The sequence below is a fragment of the Chitinophagaceae bacterium genome (assembly GCA_016717285.1).
GTDB lineage: Bacteria > Bacteroidota > Bacteroidia > Chitinophagales > UBA10324 > JACCZZ01.
In genome coordinates this window covers 198,932-224,029 of record JADKFU010000002.1, presented here as the reverse complement: position 1 = coordinate 224,029, position 25,098 = coordinate 198,932, and the positions used below count along the sequence as shown (strand labels likewise).

At 40.6% G+C, this 25,098-nt stretch carries 21 protein-coding genes; 10 read left to right on the top strand and 11 right to left on the bottom strand.

Annotated elements, in window-relative coordinates; genetic code table 11:
- Window positions 1-13: 13 nt before the first annotated feature.
- Both IPO83_04175 and IPO83_04170 read right to left on the bottom strand, forming a co-directional pair.
- Window positions 14-1,285, bottom strand: coding sequence for a methionine adenosyltransferase (locus IPO83_04175; GenBank protein ID MBK9730477.1), 1,272 nt, complete (start codon window positions 1,283-1,285; stop codon window positions 14-16).
- Window positions 1,286-1,481: 196 nt separating this feature from the next.
- Entirely contained in the window at window positions 1,482-2,444 is a 963-nt protein-coding gene (locus IPO83_04170; GenBank protein ID MBK9730476.1) for a T9SS type A sorting domain-containing protein, read from the bottom strand.
- 60 nt (window positions 2,445-2,504) lie between these two features.
- Here IPO83_04170 and carA point away from each other — a divergent pair, with 60 nt between their 5' ends.
- The gene (gene carA / locus IPO83_04165) at window positions 2,505-3,620 is read left to right on the top strand and encodes a glutamine-hydrolyzing carbamoyl-phosphate synthase small subunit (protein MBK9730475.1); all 1,116 of its coding nucleotides are present in this window, start codon (window positions 2,505-2,507) and stop codon (window positions 3,618-3,620) included.
- 35 nt (window positions 3,621-3,655) lie between these two features.
- Here carA and IPO83_04160 read toward each other — a convergent pair whose 3' ends face one another.
- The 3 genes from IPO83_04160 to IPO83_04150 form a co-directional block, all read right to left on the bottom strand.
- On the bottom strand, window positions 3,656-5,254 hold the full coding sequence (locus IPO83_04160; protein ID MBK9730474.1) for an FAD-dependent oxidoreductase: 1,599 nt from the start codon (window positions 5,252-5,254) through the stop codon (window positions 3,656-3,658).
- Between the two features lie 156 nt (window positions 5,255-5,410).
- Complete coding sequence (locus IPO83_04155) at window positions 5,411-6,238, bottom strand: 4-(cytidine 5'-diphospho)-2-C-methyl-D-erythritol kinase (protein MBK9730473.1); 828 nt, start codon at window positions 6,236-6,238, stop codon at window positions 5,411-5,413.
- 100 nt (window positions 6,239-6,338) lie between these two features.
- Complete coding sequence (locus IPO83_04150) at window positions 6,339-7,280, bottom strand: DUF58 domain-containing protein (GenBank protein MBK9730472.1); 942 nt, start codon at window positions 7,278-7,280, stop codon at window positions 6,339-6,341.
- 175 nt (window positions 7,281-7,455) lie between these two features.
- On the opposite strand from IPO83_04150, the gene IPO83_04145 reads away from it, so the two are divergent.
- Entirely contained in the window at window positions 7,456-8,142 is a 687-nt protein-coding gene (locus IPO83_04145) for a DUF1361 domain-containing protein (protein ID MBK9730471.1), read from the top strand.
- A 272-nt stretch (window positions 8,143-8,414) separates the two neighbouring features.
- Window positions 8,415-10,637, top strand: a complete 2,223-nt coding sequence (locus IPO83_04140) for a DUF11 domain-containing protein (GenBank protein MBK9730470.1) — start codon at window positions 8,415-8,417, stop codon at window positions 10,635-10,637.
- A gap of 90 nt (window positions 10,638-10,727) precedes the next feature.
- On the opposite strand, the gene trxA is transcribed toward IPO83_04140, so the two are convergent.
- The 4 genes from trxA to IPO83_04120 all read right to left on the bottom strand — a co-directional run bounded on the left by trxA (window position 10,728) and on the right by IPO83_04120 (window position 15,596).
- Window positions 10,728-11,048 carry a thioredoxin gene (trxA, locus tag IPO83_04135; GenBank protein ID MBK9730469.1) on the bottom strand — a complete coding sequence of 107 codons (321 nt, stop codon included), beginning with the start codon at window positions 11,046-11,048 and terminating at the stop codon, window positions 10,728-10,730.
- Window positions 11,049-11,205: 157 nt separating this feature from the next.
- Window positions 11,206-11,583, bottom strand: coding sequence for a hypothetical protein (locus IPO83_04130; GenBank protein MBK9730468.1), 378 nt, complete (start codon window positions 11,581-11,583; stop codon window positions 11,206-11,208).
- An 86-nt stretch (window positions 11,584-11,669) separates the two neighbouring features.
- Entirely contained in the window at window positions 11,670-15,149 is a 3,480-nt protein-coding gene (dnaE, locus tag IPO83_04125; GenBank protein MBK9730467.1) for a DNA polymerase III subunit alpha, read from the bottom strand.
- A 114-nt stretch (window positions 15,150-15,263) separates the two neighbouring features.
- A complete protein-coding gene (locus tag IPO83_04120; GenBank protein MBK9730466.1) occupies window positions 15,264-15,596 on the bottom strand; it encodes a translation initiation factor in 333 nt (110 codons plus the stop codon).
- Window positions 15,597-15,828: 232 nt separating this feature from the next.
- On the opposite strand from IPO83_04120, the gene IPO83_04115 reads away from it, so the two are divergent.
- Window positions 15,829-17,736, top strand: coding sequence for a sulfatase-like hydrolase/transferase (locus IPO83_04115; protein ID MBK9730465.1), 1,908 nt, complete (start codon window positions 15,829-15,831; stop codon window positions 17,734-17,736).
- 129 nt (window positions 17,737-17,865) lie between these two features.
- Here IPO83_04115 and nadC read toward each other — a convergent pair whose 3' ends face one another.
- Window positions 17,866-18,705 (bottom strand): carboxylating nicotinate-nucleotide diphosphorylase, encoded by an 840-nt coding sequence (gene nadC, locus IPO83_04110; protein MBK9730464.1) that lies wholly within the window; start codon window positions 18,703-18,705, stop codon window positions 17,866-17,868.
- Entirely contained in the window at window positions 18,705-19,106 is a 402-nt protein-coding gene (locus tag IPO83_04105) for a DUF4783 domain-containing protein (GenBank protein ID MBK9730463.1), read from the bottom strand. The genes nadC and IPO83_04105 overlap by 1 nt, the downstream gene beginning before the upstream one ends.
- Window positions 19,107-19,324: 218 nt before the next feature.
- On the opposite strand from IPO83_04105, the gene IPO83_04100 reads away from it, so the two are divergent.
- The 6 genes from IPO83_04100 (at window position 19,325) to IPO83_04075 (ending at window position 25,096) form a co-directional block, all read left to right on the top strand.
- Window positions 19,325-20,854, top strand: coding sequence for a 2,3-bisphosphoglycerate-independent phosphoglycerate mutase (locus tag IPO83_04100; GenBank protein MBK9730462.1), 1,530 nt, complete (start codon window positions 19,325-19,327; stop codon window positions 20,852-20,854).
- A gap of 76 nt (window positions 20,855-20,930) precedes the next feature.
- Complete coding sequence (locus IPO83_04095; GenBank protein MBK9730461.1) at window positions 20,931-21,488, top strand: hypothetical protein; 558 nt, start codon at window positions 20,931-20,933, stop codon at window positions 21,486-21,488.
- A 90-nt stretch (window positions 21,489-21,578) separates the two neighbouring features.
- Window positions 21,579-22,355: a C40 family peptidase gene (locus tag IPO83_04090; protein MBK9730460.1), complete on the top strand. Its 777-nt coding sequence runs from the start codon at window positions 21,579-21,581 to the stop codon at window positions 22,353-22,355.
- 49 nt (window positions 22,356-22,404) lie between these two features.
- Window positions 22,405-23,907, top strand: coding sequence for an NAD(P)H-hydrate dehydratase (locus IPO83_04085; protein MBK9730459.1), 1,503 nt, complete (start codon window positions 22,405-22,407; stop codon window positions 23,905-23,907).
- Window positions 23,908-23,941: 34 nt separating this feature from the next.
- Window positions 23,942-24,493, top strand: a complete 552-nt coding sequence (locus IPO83_04080; protein ID MBK9730458.1) for a C40 family peptidase — start codon at window positions 23,942-23,944, stop codon at window positions 24,491-24,493.
- Window positions 24,494-24,643: 150 nt separating this feature from the next.
- Entirely contained in the window at window positions 24,644-25,096 is a 453-nt protein-coding gene (locus IPO83_04075) for a DUF2384 domain-containing protein (GenBank protein ID MBK9730457.1), read from the top strand.
- The last annotated feature ends 2 nt before the right edge of the window (window positions 25,097-25,098 follow it).

The window sequence follows — 25,098 nt, the reverse complement described above, 5'->3', positions numbered from 1 at the left end:
GCCATTTAACAATTTAATTTAAATGAAATGCTTTCCTGATCTTCGCAACATAATCCAGTTTCTCCCAGGTAAAGAATTCGACTTCGCGGAATCTTGCCTTTCCATTCTTCCCGATGTTCACTTTATGCTTATACGGCGTTTTTCCCATGTGTCCATAAGCCGCCGTTTTACCATATATAGGATTGCGTAATTTCAACCTTGTTACAATCGCATAGGGACGCATATCAAAAATCTGTTGTACGATTTCAGCGATTTTTCCGTCAGTCATCAACTTGCCATCAGCATCTTTAATATTGGTAGTGCCATAAGTGGTGATATACAACCCAACAGGATTTGCAACTCCAATTGCATAAGCAACCTGTACCAACACCTGGCTGGCTACACCTGCTGCTACCAGGTTTTTAGCAATGTGCCGGACAGCATACGCAGCCGAGCGATCCACTTTGGAAGGATCTTTGCCGGAGAAAGCACCACCGCCATGAGCGCCTTTGCCACCATACGTATCAACGATAATTTTTCTTCCGGTTAAACCGGTATCACCGTGAGGACCACCAATCACAAACTTCCCGGTAGGATTGATGTAATATTTAATGTCTGTTCCAAAAAGTCTGGTGATGCGTGCCGGAAAACTTTTTTTCACTCTTGGAATGAGATATTTCTGAATGTCATCAGCAATCATCTCCTGCATCACTTTATCAGAATCAAAATCATCGTGCTGTGTTGAAATTACAATCGCGTCAATACGTAACGGTTTGTGATCATCACTGTATTCAATGGTAACCTGCGATTTTGCATCAGGCCGAAGGTATTTCATCACCTTACCTTCTCTGCGGATAACAGCCAGTTCTTCAAGGAGTTTGTGTGCAAGATCAAGCGCCAGCGGCATATAGTTATCCGTTTCATTCGTCGCATAACCGAACATCATGCCCTGGTCACCGGCACCCTGGTCTTCCTTTTTCTTCCGTTCCACGCCCTGATTGATGTCAGGTGATTGTTCGTGGATGGCTGTTACAATGCCGCAGGAATCGGCATCAAACATATATTCAGATTTGGTATAACCGATTTCGCGAATCACCTTTCGTGCAGCCCGCTGAATGTCCACATAGGCTTTCGATTTCACTTCACCGCCCACTACTACAAGTCCGGTGGTTACAAATGTCTCACAAGCGACTTTAGCGTTGGGATCCTGTTTCAAAAACTCATCGAGAATGGCGTCTGAAATCTGATCCGCTACTTTATCCGGATGACCTTCCGAAACAGACTCCGAAGTGAAGAGGTATGGCATCGAATGATTTGAATTTTTTTGAGAAAGTGTGCGAAGATAGGGCAGCCAACTGAATTATCCGATTAATATTTACACATCACTGTATGGTGGTTTTCCGTGTAAATCCGTGCCCCCGTGGCAAAGAATAAAAAAACATTTGCCACGGAGGCACGGATTTGCACGGAGAACAAGAATTATAAATTGCCCACTCTAAATTTTATTGCACTACAATCTGCTGCGTCGCAAAATGGCCTGATACGGTAATAATTTTGAACAGATAATTTCCTTTTGGAACGTCATTCAATATTATCTTCCCTTGTTTAGTGTGATAGTAATATTCCTTGATCACTTCGCCCTGTTGATTAATTAATTGTTGCACGTGCGGAACTTCATTTCCTGTTAAGGAAAAATTTAATTGAATGGTTGCAGGATTGGGATACAGATGCAAATTGCCTGAGATATTTTCAGGATCATGTATACCGGAATACCATTGCTTTTCCACCTTAATATTGTCAATGATCCATCCATCGTAATTATCAAAAATGCCATCTGAATCAAAGTTGAATCTAACCAGGATGGTATCAGGAGTCATATTATCGCGCTCTGTTTCAACACTAAAATACCAATACCATGAGTAAGACGAAAATACCCAATCAGATGAAATACCTGATACTATATTACCATCCAATGAAGAATTTGGTGTTTGCAAAAGCGGTGGGTCCCAATAAAAAAAAGTATAGCCATACCCATTTGCGCCTTGAATATCATAAGTGTCTACCATTGCAATCCATGAAATTCCATTGTCAATAGAAAAAGAAACAGAACCCGCATCATTCAATACGCTGGCCTGATATTTATGCCAGAAAGAAAGTTCCGTCCGATTCCAATCTACTGCATATCCAATGTTATTGGTGAATTTCAAGGTAAAGGCAGAATTATTATTCACAGGATATGGATTCAGCGTATCCGTTTGAATAGCGTTAGGCGCAGAAAATGCATTTCCAAAAAATGGTTTCTGAGGCGTTCCTATCTGCCAGATGTTTTGCTGCGCCGTATCAAATAAAAACTCACAATTAATAAGTGTACCGTCAAAATCACATTCGGCAATCTGCATTGGATTTTGAGCACGAACGCTTATGAATGAGCTGCAAACAAATAGAAAAACGAATATTTTTTTCATGATAATGATTTTTATAAAATTACGGTTTATCCAAAGAAAGTAACCGGATAAAATTTACTTTTGCAAAATTCTTTTCCTGTGAAGATTCCTGCAGTTCTGTTACTTGAAGATGGTACCGTATATCACGGTTTTGCCGCTGGTGCCATTGGTACCACCACCGGCGAAATATGCTTTAATACCGGCATGACAGGTTACCAGGAAATATTTACCGATCCATCTTATTTCGGGCAGTTACTGGTGGCAACCCATGTGCATATAGGAAATTATGGTGTGTTTGAAGAAGAAGTTCAATCCAACTCCATCAAAATTGCCGGTCTTGTTTGTAAAAGTTTCAACACTTTTTATTCAAGAAAAATGGCGGGCAGCGGCATACAGGACTATTTCATCAAAGAAAATAAAGTGGCCATTGAAGGCATTGATACGAGAGCACTGGTTCGACATATCAGAAGCCGTGGTGCTATGAATGCCATTATCTCTTCTGAAACAACAGATCTTGAAGTGTTGAAAAAACAATTGGAAGCCGTTCCTTCCATGGCCGGCCTCGAATTGTCATCGATTGTGAGCACTACAACGGCTTATGAAGCGGGTGATATGAATGCTGAATTAAAAGTCGCGGCCCTCGACCTTGGGATCAAGAAAAATATTCTGGATTGCATGGTAGCGCGGGGCATGCAGGTAAAAGTATTTCCTGCAAAAACTTCTTACCAGGAAATGAAAAGCTGGGGTGCTGACGGATACTTTATCTCCAACGGACCGGGCGATCCTGCAGTGATGGATTATGCGATTGAAACCGTAAAACAAATTCTGAGTGACGATCAACCTTTATTCGGTATTTGCCTTGGCCATCAGTTGCTTGCATTAGCGAGTGGTATTCCTACTTTCAAAATGCACCACGGCCACCGCGGATTGAACCATCCGGTGAAAAATATAATCACAGGTCGTTGTGAAATCACCTCACAGAATCATGGCTTTGGTGTGGATCCGGATGCGATTAAAAGATCGGACAAAGTGGAAGTAACACACATCAATCTGAATGACCGTTCTATTGAAGGTTTACGATTAAAAGATAAGCGAGCTTTCTCTGTGCAATATCATCCTGAATCTGCTCCGGGTCCGCATGATAGCAGGTATTTGTTTGATGATTTTGTGAGTATGATGCAGGAGGTGAAGGTCTGAAGAGTTTGAAGGGTTAGGGTTGGTTGGATATTCTTTTAGACTTTTAGTTTTGCAATAATTTGTTCTGCGGCGATTCTACCTGTTGCTGCACCGCCATTCATAAATCCCTGGAATTCATAGCTGCAATGTTCACCGGCGAAATAGAGGTTGCCAACCGGGCGAATCTGCGTTCCGCACATCGTTGTATACTGACCGACTTTATAAGACAGGTAACTGCATTTTGAAAATGCATAACCCGGCCAATACCAGCGCTGGAAATTTCCGTTAAACTGGTTCGAAACTCCCGGAAAAACACCATCAAGAGCAGGCACATATTGTTTTTGCAAATCTTCCAGTGAAATATTTCCGCAATCGACTCCCGCTTTTCCTCCCAGAAAAATGGTATAGCCACCTTTACCTGAATTATTGTTTTGCATTTGTGTATGGTCGTATCCATTCATCATACCATTGTCCGAAAATGCATAACCGGCATAACCCTGTTGGCGCCAGACCCTTTCATTCACACCAATAAAAAGTTTGGAATTGGTTCCGTAGCCAACATTTTTAATGGTATTCATTTTCCAATCAGGCAATGGAACCTTGATATCCACTTCCCGCAAGGTGGTGAACGGAATGGTCATTAATACAATATCCGCCACTGTATTGATTTCTCCCTTACCTCCTATTCTAAAAGTGAGTTCATAACGGTTGTCCGGATTCATACCAATGGCAGTCAGCAAATATTCTTCGCGGATCTGTTCATTTAGCTCCGCAGAAAGCGCATTACAGATTTTTGAATTCCCACCCACCACTGAATATCGCTCATCACTGTCGCCATATAACTTCACCTCCTCTCCATTACCCGGATCAAAAATGGAAAGCAGGTTAATGGCTGATTGTTCCGATGCTTCCATTCCATATTCCGCTGTATAACTGGTATTGATAAATTCTTTGAACCAGCCGGTGAGCCCTAATTTTTCGGTGTACGCGGTGATAGAAATATTGTCAAGTGCTAAATCAGCAGGAGTATAGGTATCGAAGGAAATGATTTCCGAAAGGGAATCAATATCCGCTTGAATTTGCGCTGCCACCGGATGAATGGCTTTCACCACATCAGCAAGCACATACCGTTTTCCATCAAAGAAACAGGCAAACTCATTCAATCCCAATTCACTTGGTGCCTGACGATCAATTAACGGAAGATTGAATTTCGTGGCAAGGTTCAGCATATCAATATGCGTGCTGTCAATAAATTCACCACCCATTTCTGTCCACAATCCATCACCCATCATACCATCAACCGACATAATGCGGCCACCGGTTCTCGGACTTCCTTCATAGATCTGTGCAATCAATCCTGCATTCTTTAAAATATAAGCCGCATGCAATCCGGCAATGCCACCGCCGACAATGGCAATAACAGGTTGTGTTTTCTGATTCACCGGTTTGCAGGCTTCATACAATCCGACCGCTCCGATTACTGCTGCAGCTTTTGTAACATCGAGAATAAATTTTCTTCGAGTGATAGAATGACTTTGTATATCACCAGCAACAGATTCAAAATCTGTAGTTCCTTTTTCGTTTGCATTTCTTGAAAGCTGAAATGCTTTCCTCAGTTGCTTGAGGGCGTTGTTTTTTACAGCATGAAGTGGCATCGGTTTTTCATTTATAGAATCTTATCCGACAATATTGCAAAAAATATGGTGTCTTCAAAACAAACGCAAAATCTTCCTTATAACCTAAATGGCTTTCATAGCAGACAATTTTTTTAAGAAGAATGAATGACAATCGCAATCCGACGGTCAATGCTTTTAAAGCGTGCCAATGTAGCTGCGATTATTTCCAATGAATGAAAGCTGTTCCGGCTTTTCCTGAAAAATGCCATAGACAGCAGAACCACTTCCGCTCATGGAAGCATACAAAGCTCCTGATGCATACAGTTGCTTTTTTAACGCTTCGATTTCGGGATGTTGCCGGATTACAATTGCTTCAAAATCATTGACAATAATATCTTTCCAGGAAGATACAGGTTGCTGTAGTTGAATGGTAAAATTATTCGCATCATCCTCAGCGGAAATGGAGTTATTGGCTTTGGAATATTCCTGAAAAGCCCACGCTGTATTGACAGCTATTTCAGGATACAGAATTACAATACAATAACCTGACAGATTCATTTCAACCGGAGCTAACTGTTCTCCTTTACCAGTGACGAACATTGGTTTATTTTCAATAAAAAAAGGGCAATCACTTCCGAGTTGCAAAGCATATGCTTTTAATTCGTCGTTGGTAATGTGCAATTCAAAAAATTCATTCAACATTTTTAAGGTGAAAGCACCGTCTGATGAACCACCACCCAAACCTGCTCCAATCGGTATATTTTTGAGGAGTACCATTTTCACAGGAGGTAATTCATATAGTTGTTGCAATAAGTTATAAGCCTTTACACAAAGATTATCAGCATTTGAACCATTAATCATTATTCCTTCAGTCTGAAAACCAAATTCATTTGAGCGAACTATTTCCAATGCATCGCACCATTGTACCGGATAAAAAACGGAAACAAGATTGTGATAACCATCTTCCCGCTGGTTAAGGATGCGAAGACCGATGTTGATTTTGCAGGTAGGAAAAGAAATCATTCGTATTGAACAAATGGTTAAATGGCTTCATGGTTAAATGATTGTGTGAAAGCCAGACTGTATGAATGGGTTTGTAAATACAAATTGATACACTGGATTTTTAATTGAACTTTTCCCGCTTCATTAAATAGGGCAACAGTACAGGCCTGAATCCTTCATTCACATCCGCTTCCACCAGGTCAATCTTAAATTGTCCGCAGCGCAATTTCAGTTGCTGATAGAAATCCTGCATTTGCTTCACATAACTTTCTTTCACCTGGTTTGGGTTCAGTTTCAATTGTTCTCCGGTTTCGAGATCAATAAAACGATAAGGCCGGTTTACAAAATCAAACGACATTTCTTTTGATTTATCCAGCACGTGAAAAAGAATCACTTCATGTTTATTGTGCTTCAAATGCTGCAAAGCGGAAAACAATGCGAGGTATTCATTACTGTCAGTGAGCATGTTTTCAAACATATCACTAAAGATGACCACCATCGACCGCCGGTGAAGTTTTTCCGCCACTTCATGAAGACAAGCAGCCGCGGCGGTTCTCTTTTTTCCGGGTTCACGTGTCATCACATTTTGCAATTGTCCCAATAATAATTTATTGTGAACGGAACTGGATTTTACGGTGCTGTGCTGTTCAACATGATCGGAAAAAATAGTGAGTCCGAATGCATCTCGCTGCTTTTTCAATAAATGCATCACAGAAGCTGCCGCCACACAGGAAAAATCAATCTTTCTTAAACCGCTTGCTGATTCTTTCGCCTCCGGAAAATACATAGAAGAAGAACCGTCCAGCACAATCTGACAACGCAGGTTTGTTTCTTCTTCAAACTTTTTCACATACACACGATCAGTTCGCGCAAGCACCTTCCAATCAATGTGTCGTGTTGATTCTCCCGGATTATACAATCTGTGTTCGGCAAACTCTACAGAAAATCCATGAAACGGGCTTTTATGCAATCCTATCAGAAAGCCTTCCACCACCTGCCTGGCCAGCAATTCGAGGTTTTCAATTTTACCAACTTCACCAATTAATTCTTTAGAGGGTTCCAATTATTTTCGTTTTAATTTTTCCTGCAAAGTGCTGTTTTCTGGTTGAATGGAGTAAACGCCTTTTCCTGGCAAGTAATCTTTATCATTTTGATAAAATAGTTATCCTGTTAAACAGGTAATGTTACAATCATCGAAAGTAATTCCACATTTTCACATTGGCAAAACTAATCTTATTATGCTTCGCAATTTAAAAGGCAGGTACTTTGAAAACAGGTGGGAAATTACATTGTTACTGATAGCATCTTCTGTATTCGCTGTCGGACTTGAAGCACTTCGCATCTTTCTGAGCGGGCACCACAACTATTTGTATTTTGTCTGGAATCTTTTCCTTGCATGGATTCCTTATTGCATCGGCATTTACCTGCCCGTTTCTTTTCACGTGATACGTTCCAAATTTATTATCTATCTGTTATTTATTGTCTGGTTTCTCTTCTGGCCAAACTCTCCTTATATGCTTACCGATTTGCTTCATCTTAAGGAAAAACAAAATATTCCACTTTGGTTTGATTTGGGTTTGATCCTTGCATTCGCATGGGCCGGACTTATGCTTGGCTTTCTATCATTGATCGAAGTTCAGAACCTGGTGCGAAAAAGAATGGGTCGCATTGCAGGGTGGATCTTCGCTACTGTCACGATCTTAACAGGAAGCCTGGGTATTTACATTGGGAGATATGTCAGACTGAATTCATGGGATGTTGTTGGTAATCCTTTGCGCGTGTATGCTGATATTTTTGAACACTTTTCTGACCGTATGCTCCGGACTGAAATGATTGTGATGACGCTTCAGTACGGTATATTTTTGTTTCTGGGCTATCTTACTATAAAAATCATTATCAAAATACCTGATCGCATGGCATTGTGATTTTTTAATTCTTACCAGGAAAACCGGTGTACCACTGATGGTTTCCTTCCTATCATAGTCGACTTATTTTCGTGCATGCTTTGCAAATACTACCAGTGTTTATAGTTGCTCTATCTCTAAAGAACATGGAATTTTATTCGCGTACCAAGGAACTTTGTTCACATTACGACTCCTTTTTCAACAAATACTTGGCGAAACACTACAATCATTCTACTTTTGAAACTACCATAAAATCCGCTCCTTCAACTTACCGTTGAATTTAACTTGCATACATGAAAAGTTTTCTCTTATCCATTTTTTTACTGCTGTTCTTGCTGTTTAAAAATAGTGCCGGTCAATGTATTACAGATCCAAATTTTAAGGCAGCGATTCAGACTGCTTGTCCCACTTGTATTGATGGGAGTAGTGGCTGTCTGCTACCACCCGCTAAAATGTTGATTGAATTGAATGTTGCCGGAAAAAGCATCATTGATATTTCCGGCATTGAAGGATTTACTGCCCTGAAATCCTTCTATTGCAATAACAATTCCATTACCACTATTTCGCAACTTCCTGACTCCCTTCAACTCCTGTATTGCAGTGATAATGTGATTACAAGTTTACCGGCTACATTACCAATCAAACTCGAGCAGTTAAAATGTGAGAATAACCTGCTTGCTACGCTTCCGCCTTTACCTAATTCACTTCAGACACTGTTCTGTTCAGATAACTTGTTGGGCGAATTGCCTGCTTTACCCAATAACATGGATAACCTCACATGCAACGACAATCACCTTTTTACACTACCACCATTACCTGCACATTTAACATCCATCCATTGCAATCTGAATCAGCTCTATCAGCTTCCTGAATTACCATCAAGTCTTAAAAAGCTTTTCTGCACGCAAAATCAATTGATGTCCTTACCGGCATTGCCTTCATCCCTTACTAATCTGGATGTTAGCGGAAATCCAATTGCCTGCCTGCCTGAACTGCCTTACGACCTTCAGTCCCTGGTATATGATTTTACGAATATCAGTTGTCTTCCAAATTTTCCGGCTATCTATGAGTATCTTTCTCCGCTTCCGCTTTGTATAAACGGCCAGCCGAATAATTGCGCCCTGCATCCTACTGTTAGCGGCAATGTCTTTGTCGATTTTAATGGAGATGGATTCAAAGATGTTGATGACATCGCATTTCCTGGAATAGCCGTAAAAGCAAGCACTGAAAACTGGGCAGGTTATTCAGATCAATCAGGGGCTTATGCTGTGAATGGTGGATTTAGCGGCACCTATTCTTACAGTGCTGTACTTCCCCCGGGAAATTATACTGTTAACCCTTCAGTGCCTTATTCTATTACATTCAATGATACGTCGGGTCAACAAGTAAACAATATTGATTTCGGCATTCATCCTGCTGCTGATGTCTATGATCTTGGAATCAGCATTGCTCCGGGACAAATAGTTTCAGGTGTTAAATGTAATTTCTACATAACCTATACAAATAAAGGGCCTTATGCCGTCAACGGCTCTTTGGTATTTCAGCATGATGAAGCGATCAGTTTTCTCGGAGCCGATATTACTCCATTCCTTCAAAACGGCACAGTACTCACCTGGATTTTTTCAAACCTGCAGCCTTTCGCCTCACAAACCATTACTGCAAAATTTGATGTTCCGGCAAGTGTTTTGGCAGGTTCAAGTCTTTCGTTCTCTGCACTCGGAATTATAAGTGGCGCAACTGACATCTATTTAAACGACAATTCAATTGCTGATTCTGTAATCGTTAGCGGAACCGGCAACACAAATTACAAAACAGTAAATCGCACGGAAATTATACCCACCGATCTGGCTGATGGCGATGAGGAAATTGAATACACGATTTATTTTCAGAACACAGGGAGTAACAACTCCCAAAACCTCGATATCTATGACACATTAAGTGCTAACCTGAACACTTCCTCATTCGAAATGCTTGGGTCAAGTCATGATGGTTCTTTAAGCGCGAAAAGTGTTGCCCAATATTCCGCTCATCCACTGGTATTACATTGGAACTTTAGCGATATCAAGCTAGCGTCTGCTACAAACGATCCTCTTGGAAGTCGTGGATTTGTGAAGTTTAAAGCCAAGCCACTAACGACTTTAACGCAGGGTAATAAAGTTCTCAATAAAAGCATTATTCAATTCAGTAACAATGTTAATCCGGTGGTTACCAATACGGTTACAACCAATATCATGTTTCCGGTTGGTATGTTTGAATTACAAAGCGGAACGGTTGAATTATTTGCTGCGCCCAATCCATTCTGCAATACCTTACAGGTAAAATACCATTTAACAAAAACGGAAGAAATCAGAATTTCAGTTTTAAATATATTTGGAGCAGTCTTACTGGAAAAAGTGATACCCGAAAGCCAGGAAGAAGCCGTTGATATAAATCTTGATGGGCTTGGGTCAGGAACTTATTTGCTTACTTTAAAGGGGAAGCATAGTAATGCGACAACACGGTTATTAAAAATGTAAGTTTAACAAAAGATTATCCTGAAGACGATTCAGCCCCTTCTGATTCCATTGAAAGAACAGAAAGGGCTGAATCGTTTTTACTTAAATGAACTATGACAAGTGTGACTTCAATTTTGATTCTAGCACAGACTTCGGAACTACTCCAACCTGCTTATCTACCATCTGGCCATTCTTGAAAAAGAGAATGGTAGGAATGCTCCTGATGCCATATTGGGTTGCTGTTTCAGGATTATCATCCACATTCACTTTCCCAATTACCACTTTACCCTCATATTCATGAGCCAATTCCTCAACTACAGGACCTATCATTCTGCAAGGTCCGCACCATTCGGCCCAAAAGTCAACGAGTGCAACCTGGTTACCATCCAACACAGTTTCTTTGAAGTTGGAATCTGTTAATTGTAATGCCATTGTAGATTATTTAGTTTTTAAAATCGATAAACTAATTAAACAAGCAGATTGATTAAAAGTTCCTGCCTGAAGGAGGCGTCAAAATTAAGCTTTAAGTTTTGAAAGCAACCCATCCGCTACAGATTGTTGACAACCTGAGCACAAGGAGTAAGTAATTTTATTCATTGTCATCCCTCTTATCCAGCTTTTGTGATAACCGGTAACAAACCGGTCTCTTACCCGGAGATTCCTCCATAATTTTCCAGCCAATTAAATCATTCTTAACCTGGTTGGCATACAGTTCAAGATCACCATCAAAGTGATGGCCTATCTCCTTTTTCAAATCAGTAATTAAAGTTGCCATAGTTGCTTCTTCCCTGCGCCACAAAATGGTGATGATGGTTTGACGAATCAGGTCCCGTTTCAGAAGGTCAGGTTGAAAGGAAGGTGGTTCTGCAGACTTAGTGATTTTTTTCTTCTCCCTGGATTCACGTTTAACAAGAGGAGCAGCACTTCCGCTTTTCGGCGTTTTTTTCTTTACTGGAGTTTTCTTCACAATGGTTATTTAAATATATGAGACGGTAAAGTAAGATTTCCGGCAACCATTTTTTATTTCCGGTAAATGATTTGAGCGAGCAATTTTCAATTCAGCTTCAATTCCACCTCAGGAAATTCGTCTACCATATGCATAAATTCTTCACTGAGATTTACGGTTGCTTTCTGAGCATTGAAATTGAGTGAGAAATTATCAGATTTATCATTAACCTGAATCGCTACCGGAAAGTTGCCTTTGTATTTGGTAAATAATTCTTCAATTTTCAAAATCAGCTGGTCATTCACATCATTGAGTGAGATATTCAATGTCACCCTTTTAGTCAACCGTTCTCTGATATCCTGAAGCAACTGGATGGATGAAATTTTAAGTTCATACCGGTCTTCTGAATTGTAACGAAGCTGGTATTTTCCCTTCACGAAAAGCATAGTTCCTTCAACAAGAAAATGTTTCAGCTTCAGGTATTCTTCACCAAATAAAACAAGCTCTGTGGCTCCGGTAAAATCCTCAATGCTGAACGTGGCGAATGGTTTCCCGTTTTTGCTTACCCTATGCTCCACGGTAGTGATTATTCCTGCTATTGCGGCCTCCTGATTTTTATAATTCTCGAGATCAGCAACGGTGCTGGTACAAAAATTATTCATCTCCATCTTGTAGTCTTCCAGCGGATGTCCTGATAAATAAACGCCGGTTACTTCTTTTTCACGTTTGAGCTTCACCAATGCAGGCCATTGTTCCGTCTGCGGAAGTACCGGATTCCGCATTTCTTCATGCGCAACCTCCCCGAAAAGTGTTTGCATTTTCACATTAGCTCTCGCCTGGTCAGCGGTTGCATTTTTAATCGTCTTTTCTATTGCAGAAATGGTTTCTCCCGGAAGCGTAGCAAAATACTGGGCACGATGTGTTCCTTCAAAGCAATCGAATGCTCCGGCAGCCGCTAAACTTTCAGCCGCTTTCTTATTCAGCGAACGCGAACTGACCCTTTTGGTGAGGTCAAACAAATTTTTATAGGCGCCTTTATTTTCCCTTTCTGCAACGATTGCAATAACCGCTGCTTCGCCAACGCCTTTAATGGCAGACAATGAAAACCGAATCTCCCCTTTTTTATTTGCAGTAAACTTCAGTTCACTTTCGTTAATATCAGGGCCAAGTGTCGGGATATGAAAACGCTTTGTTTCATTCAGGTAATATTGGGTGTCTTCTGTTGAACCCATGTAATTAGACAACGTAGCGGCCATAAATTCCGGTGGATAGTTGGCCTTCAGATAGGCAGTCTGATAAGCAATTATTGCATAGCCGGCAGAGTGGGAACGGTTGAAACCATATTCTGCAAATTTTTCCATGATGGTAAATACTTCTTCCGCTGATTTGCCTTCGATTCCTTTTTTCTTCGCGCCTTCCACAAAAATGGCCCGTTGCTTTTGCATTTCCTTCATGTCCTTTTTACCCATCGCTCTGCGAAGCAAATCTGCTGCACCCAACGTATATCCGGCCATGATTTGCGCCGCCTGCATAATCTGCTCCTGGTATACCATGATGCCATTGGTGGGCTTCAACACTTCTTCGAGCAATGGATGCGGGTAAGAAACTTTCTTGCGTCCGTGCTTCCGGTCGATATAGTCAGGAATATAATTCATAGGGCCAGGACGATATAAAGCATTCATCGCAATCAGATCTTCTATATGTGTTGGTTTTAATTCCCGCAGGTACTTACGCATACCAGGCGATTCAAACTGAAAAATACCAACTGTGTCACCACGTTGAAACAACTCATACGTTTTTAAGTCATCATACGGAATCTTATCAAGGTCAATTTGGATGCTGTGATTTTTCTCAATATCTGCCAGTGCATCTTTCAGAATAGAAAGGGTTTTCAATCCCAGAAAATCCATCTTCAGCAGACCGGCATCTTCAATTAACTTGCCTTCATACTGCGTAACAAGCAAGGTTGAATCCTTTGGAGAAATAACAGGAATGTGATCTCGTATATCGCTTGGAGCAATGATGACACCGGCTGCATGAATGCCATGGTGCCTCGTACAACCTTCGAGGGTTTCTGCAATACGAATTGTTTTTTTTATCAGCGCATCAGGACTGTTACGCAATGCCGCAAGCTCTTTCACTTCGCTGTAAGCACGCTTAAAACTCATGCCTGGCATTTCCGGAATCAGCTTGGCAATACGGTTTGATTCTGCCAATGGCAAACCCAATACTCTTGCCACATCACGTATTCCCGTTTTGGGACCCATCGTTCCAAAGGTGATGATCTGCGCAACCTGGTTTTGCCCATATTTTTGCACCACATAATCAATCACGCGTTGTCTGCCGGCGTCATCAAAGTCAATGTCCATATCAGGCATTGAAACACGTTCCGGATTAAGAAAGCGCTCGAACAACAAATTGTATTGCAACGGATCAACATTCGTAATGCCGATGCAATAAGCGACTGCTGAACCGGCCGCTGAACCACGTCCCGGACCCACCCAAACGCCTAACTTTTTTGCTTCGTTGATGAAATCCTGAACAATCAAAAAATATCCTGAGAATCCTGTTTTTTCAATAATGCTTAATTCATATTGCAACCTTTCACGAACAGCTACTGAGATATCATCATACCGTACTTTTGCTCCTTGCCAGGTAAGGTGTTCAAGGTATTGCTGGTTGGAAGTATAACCAGCAGGCAATGGAAAAAAGGGCAGCAGGATCTTTTTCTTCAGGTCGAGCGGTTCAATTTTCGAAACCACTTCCATGGTATTGTCAAGTGCTTCAGGAATATCAATGAAGCGCTCTTCCATCTGCGCTTTTGTTTTAAAGAAAAACTGGTTGTTAGAAAACCGCATTCTTCCAGGATCATCAAATGCTTTGTTGGTTTGCAGGCATAGCAGAATATCCTGTGCTTCTGAATCTTCCTGATTTACATAATGTGAATCATTGGTTGCGATAACTTTCACATTGTATTTTCTGGCAAACCTGATGAGCACCTGGTTTACTTTGTCCTGTTCAGGAATTCCATGGCGTTGCAGTTCGATGTAGTAATCTTCACCAAAAACATCTAACCATTCTTTTAAAATCGCTTCTGCTTCAGCTTCTGATTTATAAAGAATGTGTTGCGGAATAATTCCTGCAAGGCAACAACTGGTGGCAATCACCCCTTCACTGTGTTGCTTTATCAGTTCAAAATCAATTCTTGGATTGTAGTAATAACCGTCAATAAATCCGAGTGAACAAAGCTTCATCAGGTTTTTATAGCCGGTTTCATTTTTCGCAAGCAAAACCTGGTGAAACGATTTTTTTCCACGTGTTCCATCTTCATCATTTCCAAAACCTGCAATCAGTTCCTTTTTAAAACGGTCTGGCACTATATAAAACTCGCAACCTACAATCGGAAGTATATTTTTTTTGTGCGCTTCTTTTACAAATTGAAATACACCGAACATGTTACCATGATCGGTGATCGCAATGGCTTTCATCTCCTCTTTAACGGCTTTATCCATTAACGAAGAAATATCAGCAGCTCCGTCGAGCAGTGAGTATTGTGTGTGACTGTGTAAATGACAAAAATCAGGCATGCTCTATTCGTTTTTTAATTCATAAAATCTGTATCATATAAAGTAATAATATTGCCATCCTTACTGCAGGAACAAAAAAAACTTTGCTGATCAATTGCATTCCATCAGGTACAGTTACTTTGCTTTGTATCCCATTTCCAATAACATCTTTACCACTCTTTCCTTTTGTGCTCCCTGTATCAGGATTAATCCATCCTTGGCACTGCCACCCACTCCGCATTTCTTTTTCAGCACTTGACCAAGCTCCTCAAGATCCTGCGTGGAACCAATAAATCCATCCACCACTGTTACCGTTTTACCGCCCCGGTGATTTTTTTCAATTCGTATGCTAAGGTTTTGTTGCTTACCTGGTAAAGTTCTTGAGGTTTCTACTTCTTGCTGCTGATACTGATATCCCGGATCAGTGGAAAACACAACGCCTTTAAGGTGCTTATTTTTATTTGACACGAATTGAAAAATTGAAAAGTGAATGAATTACAACCTTCTTTCAAATATCACATCAAAGTTAATTGAAACGGAATAGTGTAACCGTTCATTTTTTCCACAAATAAATAATCAATCACTTCCGCTTTGATGCTGACATATAGAGGATAGATTCTTTCTAATGGATTAACATTTCATTCACTTATTAATTTCTATTTTTGCCCACTTTCATTTCAAATCGCCATTCCACACGCATATGAAATTCTACCATTACACATTATCCATTTTGCTTTTGCTTTGTTGCTTTCTATCCTCCGGTTTGTATGCACAAAGCATTTCACAGGTTTCAGCTATCGGTCCATCTTCTGCGACTGTAACCTGGCAGGGATGTAATGATAACAATGAAGCGATACGTTACCGGTTGGATGGAACTTCGGATTGGATCACTGTTTCTACCGGGACGATATCCACTTTCAAGATTCCAAATCTCCGACCCAAAACACATTACGAGTTTGAAGTAAAAACAGGTTCAGTAAATGGTGTGGAAACCTGGTCGGCTGGTGAAAAAATACTTACAATTGGAAGACCCAATCTGCTGGTGATCATGGCTGATGACGGACGTTATGATAATTATACCGTAAACGGCGGCCCTGATTTTTTTCCTTCACCCAATATTAACAGTATAGCAGAAGAAGGTGCCAATTTCAAGTACTGTTTTCCAGCATTGTCCCTTTGTTCACCCAGCCGTGCCTCACTTGTCACCGGAACATATCCTCATCACCATGGTGTATTTGGCAATGCTGTTATTGATACATTACTATTGCCAACAGTTGCAGAAATATTACATGATTCAGGTTATTATGTTGGTCTGGTGGGGAAATATGGTTTTGATAAATGGCCCATTCCGGGTTATGATTACTGGCTTCAATCAGCAAGTGATCCTTATACCAATGTAATTTATGACACACCAACAGGTCCAACATTTATTCCCGGACACAAAACCAATGTTTTCACCAATGGAGCGAAAGATTTTTTGAGCTCAGTGCCCGATGATAAACCATTTTGTCTATTCCTTTTTCACAAAGCCCCTCATGTGCCTTTAGACCCAAGGCCTGATGATACAACCCTGTTTCTTACGGATACGATGCCGTTTCCTGATGACTTTTATCCATACACAGAGGCATTTCCCAGTTACCTGTATGATTGCCATGCGTTCATAAACAATACGGATACGCTTGCGTACGAATGGCTTAAATACTATCAGTTACTGGCTGGTATTGATTGGAGCGTTGGAGTAATCTTAACCAAGTTGGAAAATCAGGGTAAACTCGACAGCACGTTAATCATATACACCAGTGACAATGGATTGTTGAAAGGCGAGCACCTTTTGCGTGGCAAACAAATTCCGCAGGATGAATCATTGCGGTTGCCCATGTTTATCAGATATCCGGCTTGGTATGCCCCAAACACAAAAATTACTGATGAGATGGTAATGAATATTGATATCGCACCTACGCTTATTGATGCTGCAGGCTTTAATAATCCTGCACAAATGGATGGATGGTCCATTCATGACATTACTACCGGAGTAAAACAACGCAAGCAATTCATGTATGAATTTTACAATAAGGAAGAATGTACGCCAACCCTTCATGCAGTTCGCTCATTTGATTACAAGTATGTTTTTAATTCCTGTGACAATGTTGTGGAAGAGTTTTATGATCTCATCAACGATTCATTGGAAACTTATAATAAAATCAATGTTCCTTCTTATCAGGCCTTGATTCAGGTTTATCGTTTAAAGCTGGATTCAATGCGCAAGTTTTATGGAGATACCATTTTGGTAGATACCATAATCAATTGTGAATTGTACAACGGAATAGAAACCGAAGGCGATGAAGAAACTGAATCAGGAGTGTTATATGCAACTGTTTTTCCAAATCCCGGAAATGATCTGCTAAACATTAACTGGTCATATGTTTATACTCTGCAAACAGAAGTAACTATTACTGACATCACAGGCAGGATCATATATTATAAATCTTTCCGGTTGGGAGAAGAGCGAACGATTCTGTTGCAAACGATGGACTGGCCGACAGGGATGTATGTTATTTCTATCAATGCAGGCAATGAACAGAAAAGGTTAAAGTATGTTCGGGAATAAAATATAGTAGAATCCATTTATAGGCTATCTTCTTACGCACGCTGAAATCCTTTCCTGTGCAGTATGCTTAAATTGTTTATGCTCAGTGAATATTCCATACATCAATAGCCTTATTGATGCCTATATCTGCTAAAGTAGTTTAGCTTTTAAACTGAGATCAAGGCTACGATAGGAATGTGTTAAGGCTCCTACTGAGATATAATTAACACCTGTTGATGCAATATCACGCACTGTTTCCAGTGTAACGCCACCTGAAGCCTCAGTTTCCACTGTGTTATTAATTATTGCAACTGCACGGCTTGTGTCTGACAATGAAAAATTATCCAGCATAATACGATTTACATAACCGGATTTGAGGATCAGTTCAACATCTTCAATGGACCTGGCTTCTATTTCCACTTTCAGTTTTAGATTCTTTTCGTCCTGGTATCTTTTTACCGCTTCAATTGCCTGTACAATTCCACCGGCATAATCGATGTGATTGTCTTTAATCAAAATCATGTCGAACAAACCGAACCGGTGGTTGTGTCCTCCGCCGATCTTCACTGCCCATTTTTCTGCAGTGCGGAAGAGTGGTGTAGTCTTCCTTGTATCGAGAATAACAGTGTTATAACCCTCCACTTTTCTTACATACTCATTAGTAAGTGTTGCAATACCGCTCATACGCTGCATACAATTGAGCGCTAATCGCTCGCCTGTTAAAATCGAACGAGCGTTACCGGAAATTTCGAATGCAATTTGGCCCTTATTAATGGTAGCGCCATCATTGATGTGTATCTTCATTTGAATCGTCGGATCCAGATACTGAAATATTTTTTGCGCCAATTCAACTCCCGCTAAAATGCCGTTGTCTTTGATATGCAACTGTGCGTTGCCTTTGGCTGAATCGCTTATACACGAAAGGGAAGTATGATCGCCTTCTCTGACATCTTCTTCAAGCGCAGCTTGTATAAAATTTCGCCAATACACTAGTGTTGCTTTTCGAATCTCATTTCCTGAATAGTAGAGGTAGTACCTTTCTGCTTAACATAAAAATAAACTCTGAAAGACTGCGTGGTGGACTTTAACGGACCAATCCCGTAAGATGAACCTTCACCGGAATTTCCCCTGTGCACTACTTCAAAGGACTGCACTGGATTTTTGGAGAAAAAATCGCGTAATACCATTTCAGCCTGCACTTTGCTATAGACTGATTCCTTATCAAGGATGGTGATTTCAACATTTGAATCAAAATACCTGGCAACTTCTTTTGAATTCCCGCTTCTTATTGCATTGGCAATATTATCAACGATATCAATGTTGGAAAAAACAATAACCGGAAAAGAAAGCAGTATAAAAAGTAAAAAACCTTTATGGGAAGGTAATTTCATTACAAATTAATTTTACAAATTGTTAACAAAAACACTGCCAACACCATTATCTCCGGTTGTTGATCAGGATTATCGTTCTTCATTGGAAACGAAGATAGTAAACTTTTGAATGCTCTTTTGATGCCCGAATGGCTGGCTTTAATAATAGAGCCAATATACTGCTTCATGTATTGTGTTGTAAATTTATCGCGAAACTTAAGGGTTCAACAAGCTTTTCTATGAATAAGAAAATGATTTTGATGATAATGGATGGTTGGGGCCACGGTGCTCATCCGGCGAGTGATGCAATATACCAGGCAAATGTTCCTTTCGTAAAAAATCTGTATGCGAAATACCCTCATTGTGAGTTGATCACGTGCGGGGAAGCCGTGGGTTTGCCTGATGGCCAAATGGGCAACTCTGAAGTAGGTCATATGAATATCGGAGCCGGACGGATAGTTTACCAGGAACTGATGCGCATCAATAAATCGATTGAACACAAAGAATTACACAACAATCCAGCATTGCTGGAGATGATCAGCTACGCGAAAACAAATAGCAAACCGCTTCACCTTTTGGGTCTCGTTTCTGATGGTGGTGTGCATTCACACATTAATCACCTGATGGCATTGTGCGATGCTGCAAAGGAGCAAGGACTTGAGGAAGTATATATTCATGCATTTACTGATGGTCGTGATACTGATCCGCAAAGCGGACTGGGCTTCTTGGCTGCATTGCAGCATCATCTTGATAAAAGCGTTGGACAGATTGCTTCTGTCACAGGGAGATATTATGCAATGGATCGCGACAACCGTTGGGCGCGTGTGAAGATCGCTTATGATGCATTGGTTAAAGGTATAGGTGAGAAATCAATAAATATTTCAGAGAGTATAAATAAATCTTACCAGGAAAACATAACGGATGAATTCATCAAGCCCATCATTAAAGTAAATTCAACGGGTGAGCCGCTTGCCACCATTAAAGAAGGTGACGCAGTAATTTGTTTCAACTTCAGAACAGATCGTTGTCGTGAAATTACGCGCGCTCTTACACAGGAAGATTTTCCGGAATTTGAAATGAGAAAGCTTTCGCTTCGCTTCACCACCATGACCATTTATGACCAGACTTTCGAAAAGGTGGGCTTTATATTTTCAAACGACAACCTGAATCATACGCTGGGAGAAACGCTGTCGGAAAAAGGACTTAGCCAAATCCGCATGGCGGAAACAGAGAAATATCCGCATGTTACTTTCTTTTTCAATGGAGGAAGAGAAGAACCGTTTAAAGGCGAATACCGCTTCATGATTCCTTCTCCAAAAGTTGCTACTTACGATTTACAACCCGAGATGAGTGCCATTGAAGTAAAAAATCTGCTGATCGAGAAATTGAAAGAGCTGCAACCCCATTTCGTATGTATCAATTTTGCCAATGCTGATATGGTGGGGCACACCGGCGTGATGGCTGCTGTAAAAAAGGCGGTGGAAACCGTCGATCAGTGTGTAAAAGAAGTGTTGGAAACCGCACTTGCAATGGACTATGCTGTATTGCTGACTGCCGATCATGGCAATGCTGATTACATGATCAACGCGGATGGCAGTCCCAATACAGCACATACACTAAATCCGGTTCCATTGTTTCTAATTGACAATTCTTTAAAAATGAAATTGAAGAATGGTAAGCTTGCAGATCTTGCGCCAACCATTCTTAGCATAATGGGAGTTGATATACCAAAAGAGATGACTGGTGATATATTGACTTACCAACTATAGAATAAATTCGCTTTTTCACACATTCTTTTCAAAAAGCAAAATGAATAGTACAACCTCTTTACTGTCAAATTCATTGATGATTTTTTTAACCGCAGTATTGTTTACCGTTACTGCCTGTAACGCTCCTCCGGCCATTGCAGATAAAAAGGCATATTTTGATCTTACTGGTTTTTTGGATCAGCAGATAGCATTGCTATATAAAGATTCTTTCATGGTAATGAAAACTTCGAGCATTAACCAAAATACGGAACAACACGAAATGCCATGGACTGACTGGCGTAAGGAACTGGCCGTTTTTTATGCTTCCGATATTAACAAGGCAGCTTATGTCGGAAAATATGAAGTTGACACAATGATGGTTGATAGCACAGAAAAAAAAATTATCTATAAAAGCAGTGACGCTGATTTCAGAACATTGCTTATGGAAGTCACTTATTCCCTGACAGACCAAAACGTTACGCTCATTCATATCAGCAACTATTCGCACAATATTATTTATACCAACAGCGAGGAGCTCTATTTTAAGCCCTTAGAAACCTACATTATAAAATCAACTCAGTACATGAAGCTTTTTGGCGAAACTATATTTGCGGTAAAAGGAGATTTTGTTCAAAAAAAGCGCTCTTACTTTTAATCCGGATTTCGTAAAAAATCAGGTTTCGTAACCCTAAGGTGTAATAAGATCCTTACTCAGTTATGATTACTTTTGAAAAAAAACATTCACGTGAATTTTGCGATTTGTGATTTATCTGTGATTCCATTGCGTGCGGACACTTCGGACAAAAGTGAAATGCTTTCGCAAATACTTTTCGGAGAAGTGGTAGAAGTACAGGAACGCACCAAACAATGGTTGCGTGTCCGAACTTTTTGGGACAGTTATGACGGATGGATAGATGAGAAACAAGTGCAGCCCATTACCCAAAAAAATTTCCGTGAAATTACTTCTGCCGCAAATTCCTGTTCGCTTGATACGACGGGATTTGCTAAAAGCAAATTCCGTACACTTCAACTGCTAGCAGGTAGCTCCTTGCCTTATTATCATGAAAACAAATTCAGGATAAATGAAGAAGAATTTAATTTCAGCGGAGCCGTTACTGATCCGTCAGCGCCCAATATTTCACAACAGATACCGGAGTTCGCATTGAGATTCCTGAATACACCTTATCTCTGGGGAGGTCGATCTGTTTTTGGAATTGACTGCTCGGGATTAACCAATGTGGTTTTCAAACTCGCCGGAATACAATTGCGGCGTGATGCGTGGCAACAAAGTGAACAAGGCGTATTGGTTAGTTTCATTGATCAGGCACGCACAGGCGACCTTGCATTTTTCCATAATGAAGAAGGAAAAATAAATCACGTAGGAATAATTCTTGAAAATCAAAGAATCATTCATGCTTCGGGCCGTGTCAGGATTGACAACATTGATCACTATGGTATCTTCAATGAACAGCAAAAAAAATATTCGCACCAGCTAAGGTTGATTAAGAGAATCATCAGTTGATGCTTTTTGACAGTTGAAATAAAATTACATGTATCAATTTTGAAGTGGCGTGATTAAAATTCTTTTGGCAGAACAAATCAGGGAGGCGGACCGCTATACCATTGAGCACGAACCAATCAGCAGCATCAACCTGATGGAACGCGCAGCTTCAGCATTTGTTGAATTATTCATCGCAACCTATTCTACAACAAACAGCATTCATATTTTCTGCGGATACGGCAACAATGGAGGTGATGGTCTCGCCATTGCGAGGTTGCTTTTGCAAAAAAATTATTCAGTTGCAGTTTATCTGCTGGCTGATAGTAAAAGTTATTCCGCTGATCTTTTAATCAATCTGGAAAGGTTGAAGGAAATAAATGAGCACTGCATTCAGTATGTGGCAACTGCTGCCGGCTTGATTGAATTAAGTGCTCATGATATTACAGTTGATGCACTTTTTGGTTCGGGTCTGAACAGGTCGCTAACTGGTCTTGCAGCAGACCTCGTGAGTTTTCTTAATAAACAGAAAAACATCAAAGTTGCAGTTGACATTCCAAGCGGACTATTTGCGGATATTGTAAGTGACGGCCTTATTTTTTGCGCACATCATACCATTACTTTTCAGCAGCCAAAACTTTCCTTCCTGTTTCCGGAAAATTTTTATGTGGTTGGAAGATGGGAAACAGCAGCGATCGGTCTGCATAAAGATTTGATTGCATCAATAACCGCTGATCACTTTATAACAGAGCGGGCAGATGTACAAGCGATGCTTCCAGATCGCGGAAAATTTGATCACAAAGGAACTTTCGGCCATGCCTTTATTCACGCAGGCAATCATGGCAAAATGGGAGCTGCTGTTTTATGCAGTGCCGCATGTATGAGAACCGGCGCAGGTCTTACCACTGTTCATGTTCCCGAAACAACGGAAAGCACTTTGAATATTGCAATTCCGGAAGTGATGACATTAAGCTATTCAGAAAAACCAAGAAAAGGATTCAATTGGACAGGATTTTCTGCTGCCGGATTTGGTCCGGGCATCGGCACTGATAAAATTGCAGCAAACATATTTTTGAGTCTTATTAAGAATGTAAATGTCCCTACAGTCTTTGATGCTGATGCGCTGAATATTATTTCAACGCAAAAGAAAGGATTGAATCTTCTGCCAAAGAATTGCATCATCACCCCTCACCTTAAAGAATTCGAACGACTTGCCGGGCAAACAAATAATTGGTACGAAAGACATCAGCGTCAGTTACAAATTTCAAAACAACATTCAATTTACATTGTGCTCAAAGGCGCTTATAGCTGCATCACCACACCGGAAGGATGGAGCTACTTCAATCCTACCGGGAATCCAGGTATGGCAAAGGGTGGCAGCGGTGATGTGCTCACAGGCATCATAACAGGTTTACTTGCGCAGCGATGTAATCCGCTCCAAGCCTGTCTGCTGGGAGTTTATTTACACGGGCTGGCAGGCGACATTGCTGTGAATAAAACATCCGTGCAATCTCTATCAGCAAGCGATATCATTGCTAACATTGGTAACGCTTACAATTCACTGTCGGCTGAATAAAATCAACTCATATATAGCTGGGTTCATTGTTTTGATGATGTTGTATTCGTGCAGCACTCAAAAGAAAACGTCTTCCATAAAACCGCCTGCTTCATCAAAAGAAAAAAGAGAGGCAGCGATTAATGATACTATTTCAAAGCATAAAGGCGCAACCGAAGCTACACTCCTGATTTCTTACCAGGAAGAATATGCAAACCTGCTTGGCACACCAGAAGAAATCAACAATCTTGCGCTCTTCCAATTCATGGATGAATGGATGACAGTTCCTTATAAGTATGGTGGAAACTCAAAATCCGGAGTGGATTGTTCCAGGCTTTCGATTCTGCTGATGAAAGAGGTCTATCACAAAGTAATCTCCGGAAGCTCTGCGGATATTATAAAACAAACTGAACCAGTTTCCAAAGATCATTTGAAAGAAGGCGATCTCGTTTTCTTCAAAATCAACAGCGCCACAGTGAGTCATATGGGCGTTTACCTGGCGAATGACAGATTTCTTCATTCCACTACACAGGCTGGAGTGGTGATCAGTGATTTGAATGATGCGTATTACAAGAAGTATTTTTTTGCTGGTGGCAGCGTGAGATAGTGAATGGTGAAGGGTCATTGGTCAATAGTCATTGGTCATTGGTCATTGGTCTTTAGTCTTAAGCCCATAGAAACAGAGCAAATTATTTTTGGACATTTTTCCAAAAATTCTGGACAAGTGTCTTACCTTTGTTTTTTAAATTCAGTTCTTATGCATGAAGCAGTAGTCAAATCAAAACAGGAATCTGTCAATCATTCTTCCATTTTTTTACGGTACGATAAGAGCATCCGCGATTTATTCGCAATTGTTTCAGAAGCAAAAAAGGGTGTGAATGCCAAAGCTTTCTTTGATATGGTTTCTGTATCAGGTATTGACAAAAACAAGATGGCGGGACTCATGAATGTTTCGCTTAAAACATTGCTGCGATACAAACAGCAAAATAAAAAACTGAGTGCCACAAAGAGCGAACGCGTGCTGAAACTGCTGGCCTTATACAAAAAAGGAAATGAAGTATTTGGAGATACGAATGCATTCCGGAGGTGGCTCGAGAAGCCGGCTTATGGCCTGAATAGCATGACTCCTATTGAATTGATGCACACTTCAGGTGGAATTGATCTGATACAGGAAGAATTGACACGCATCGAATTTGGTGATGTAGCCTGATG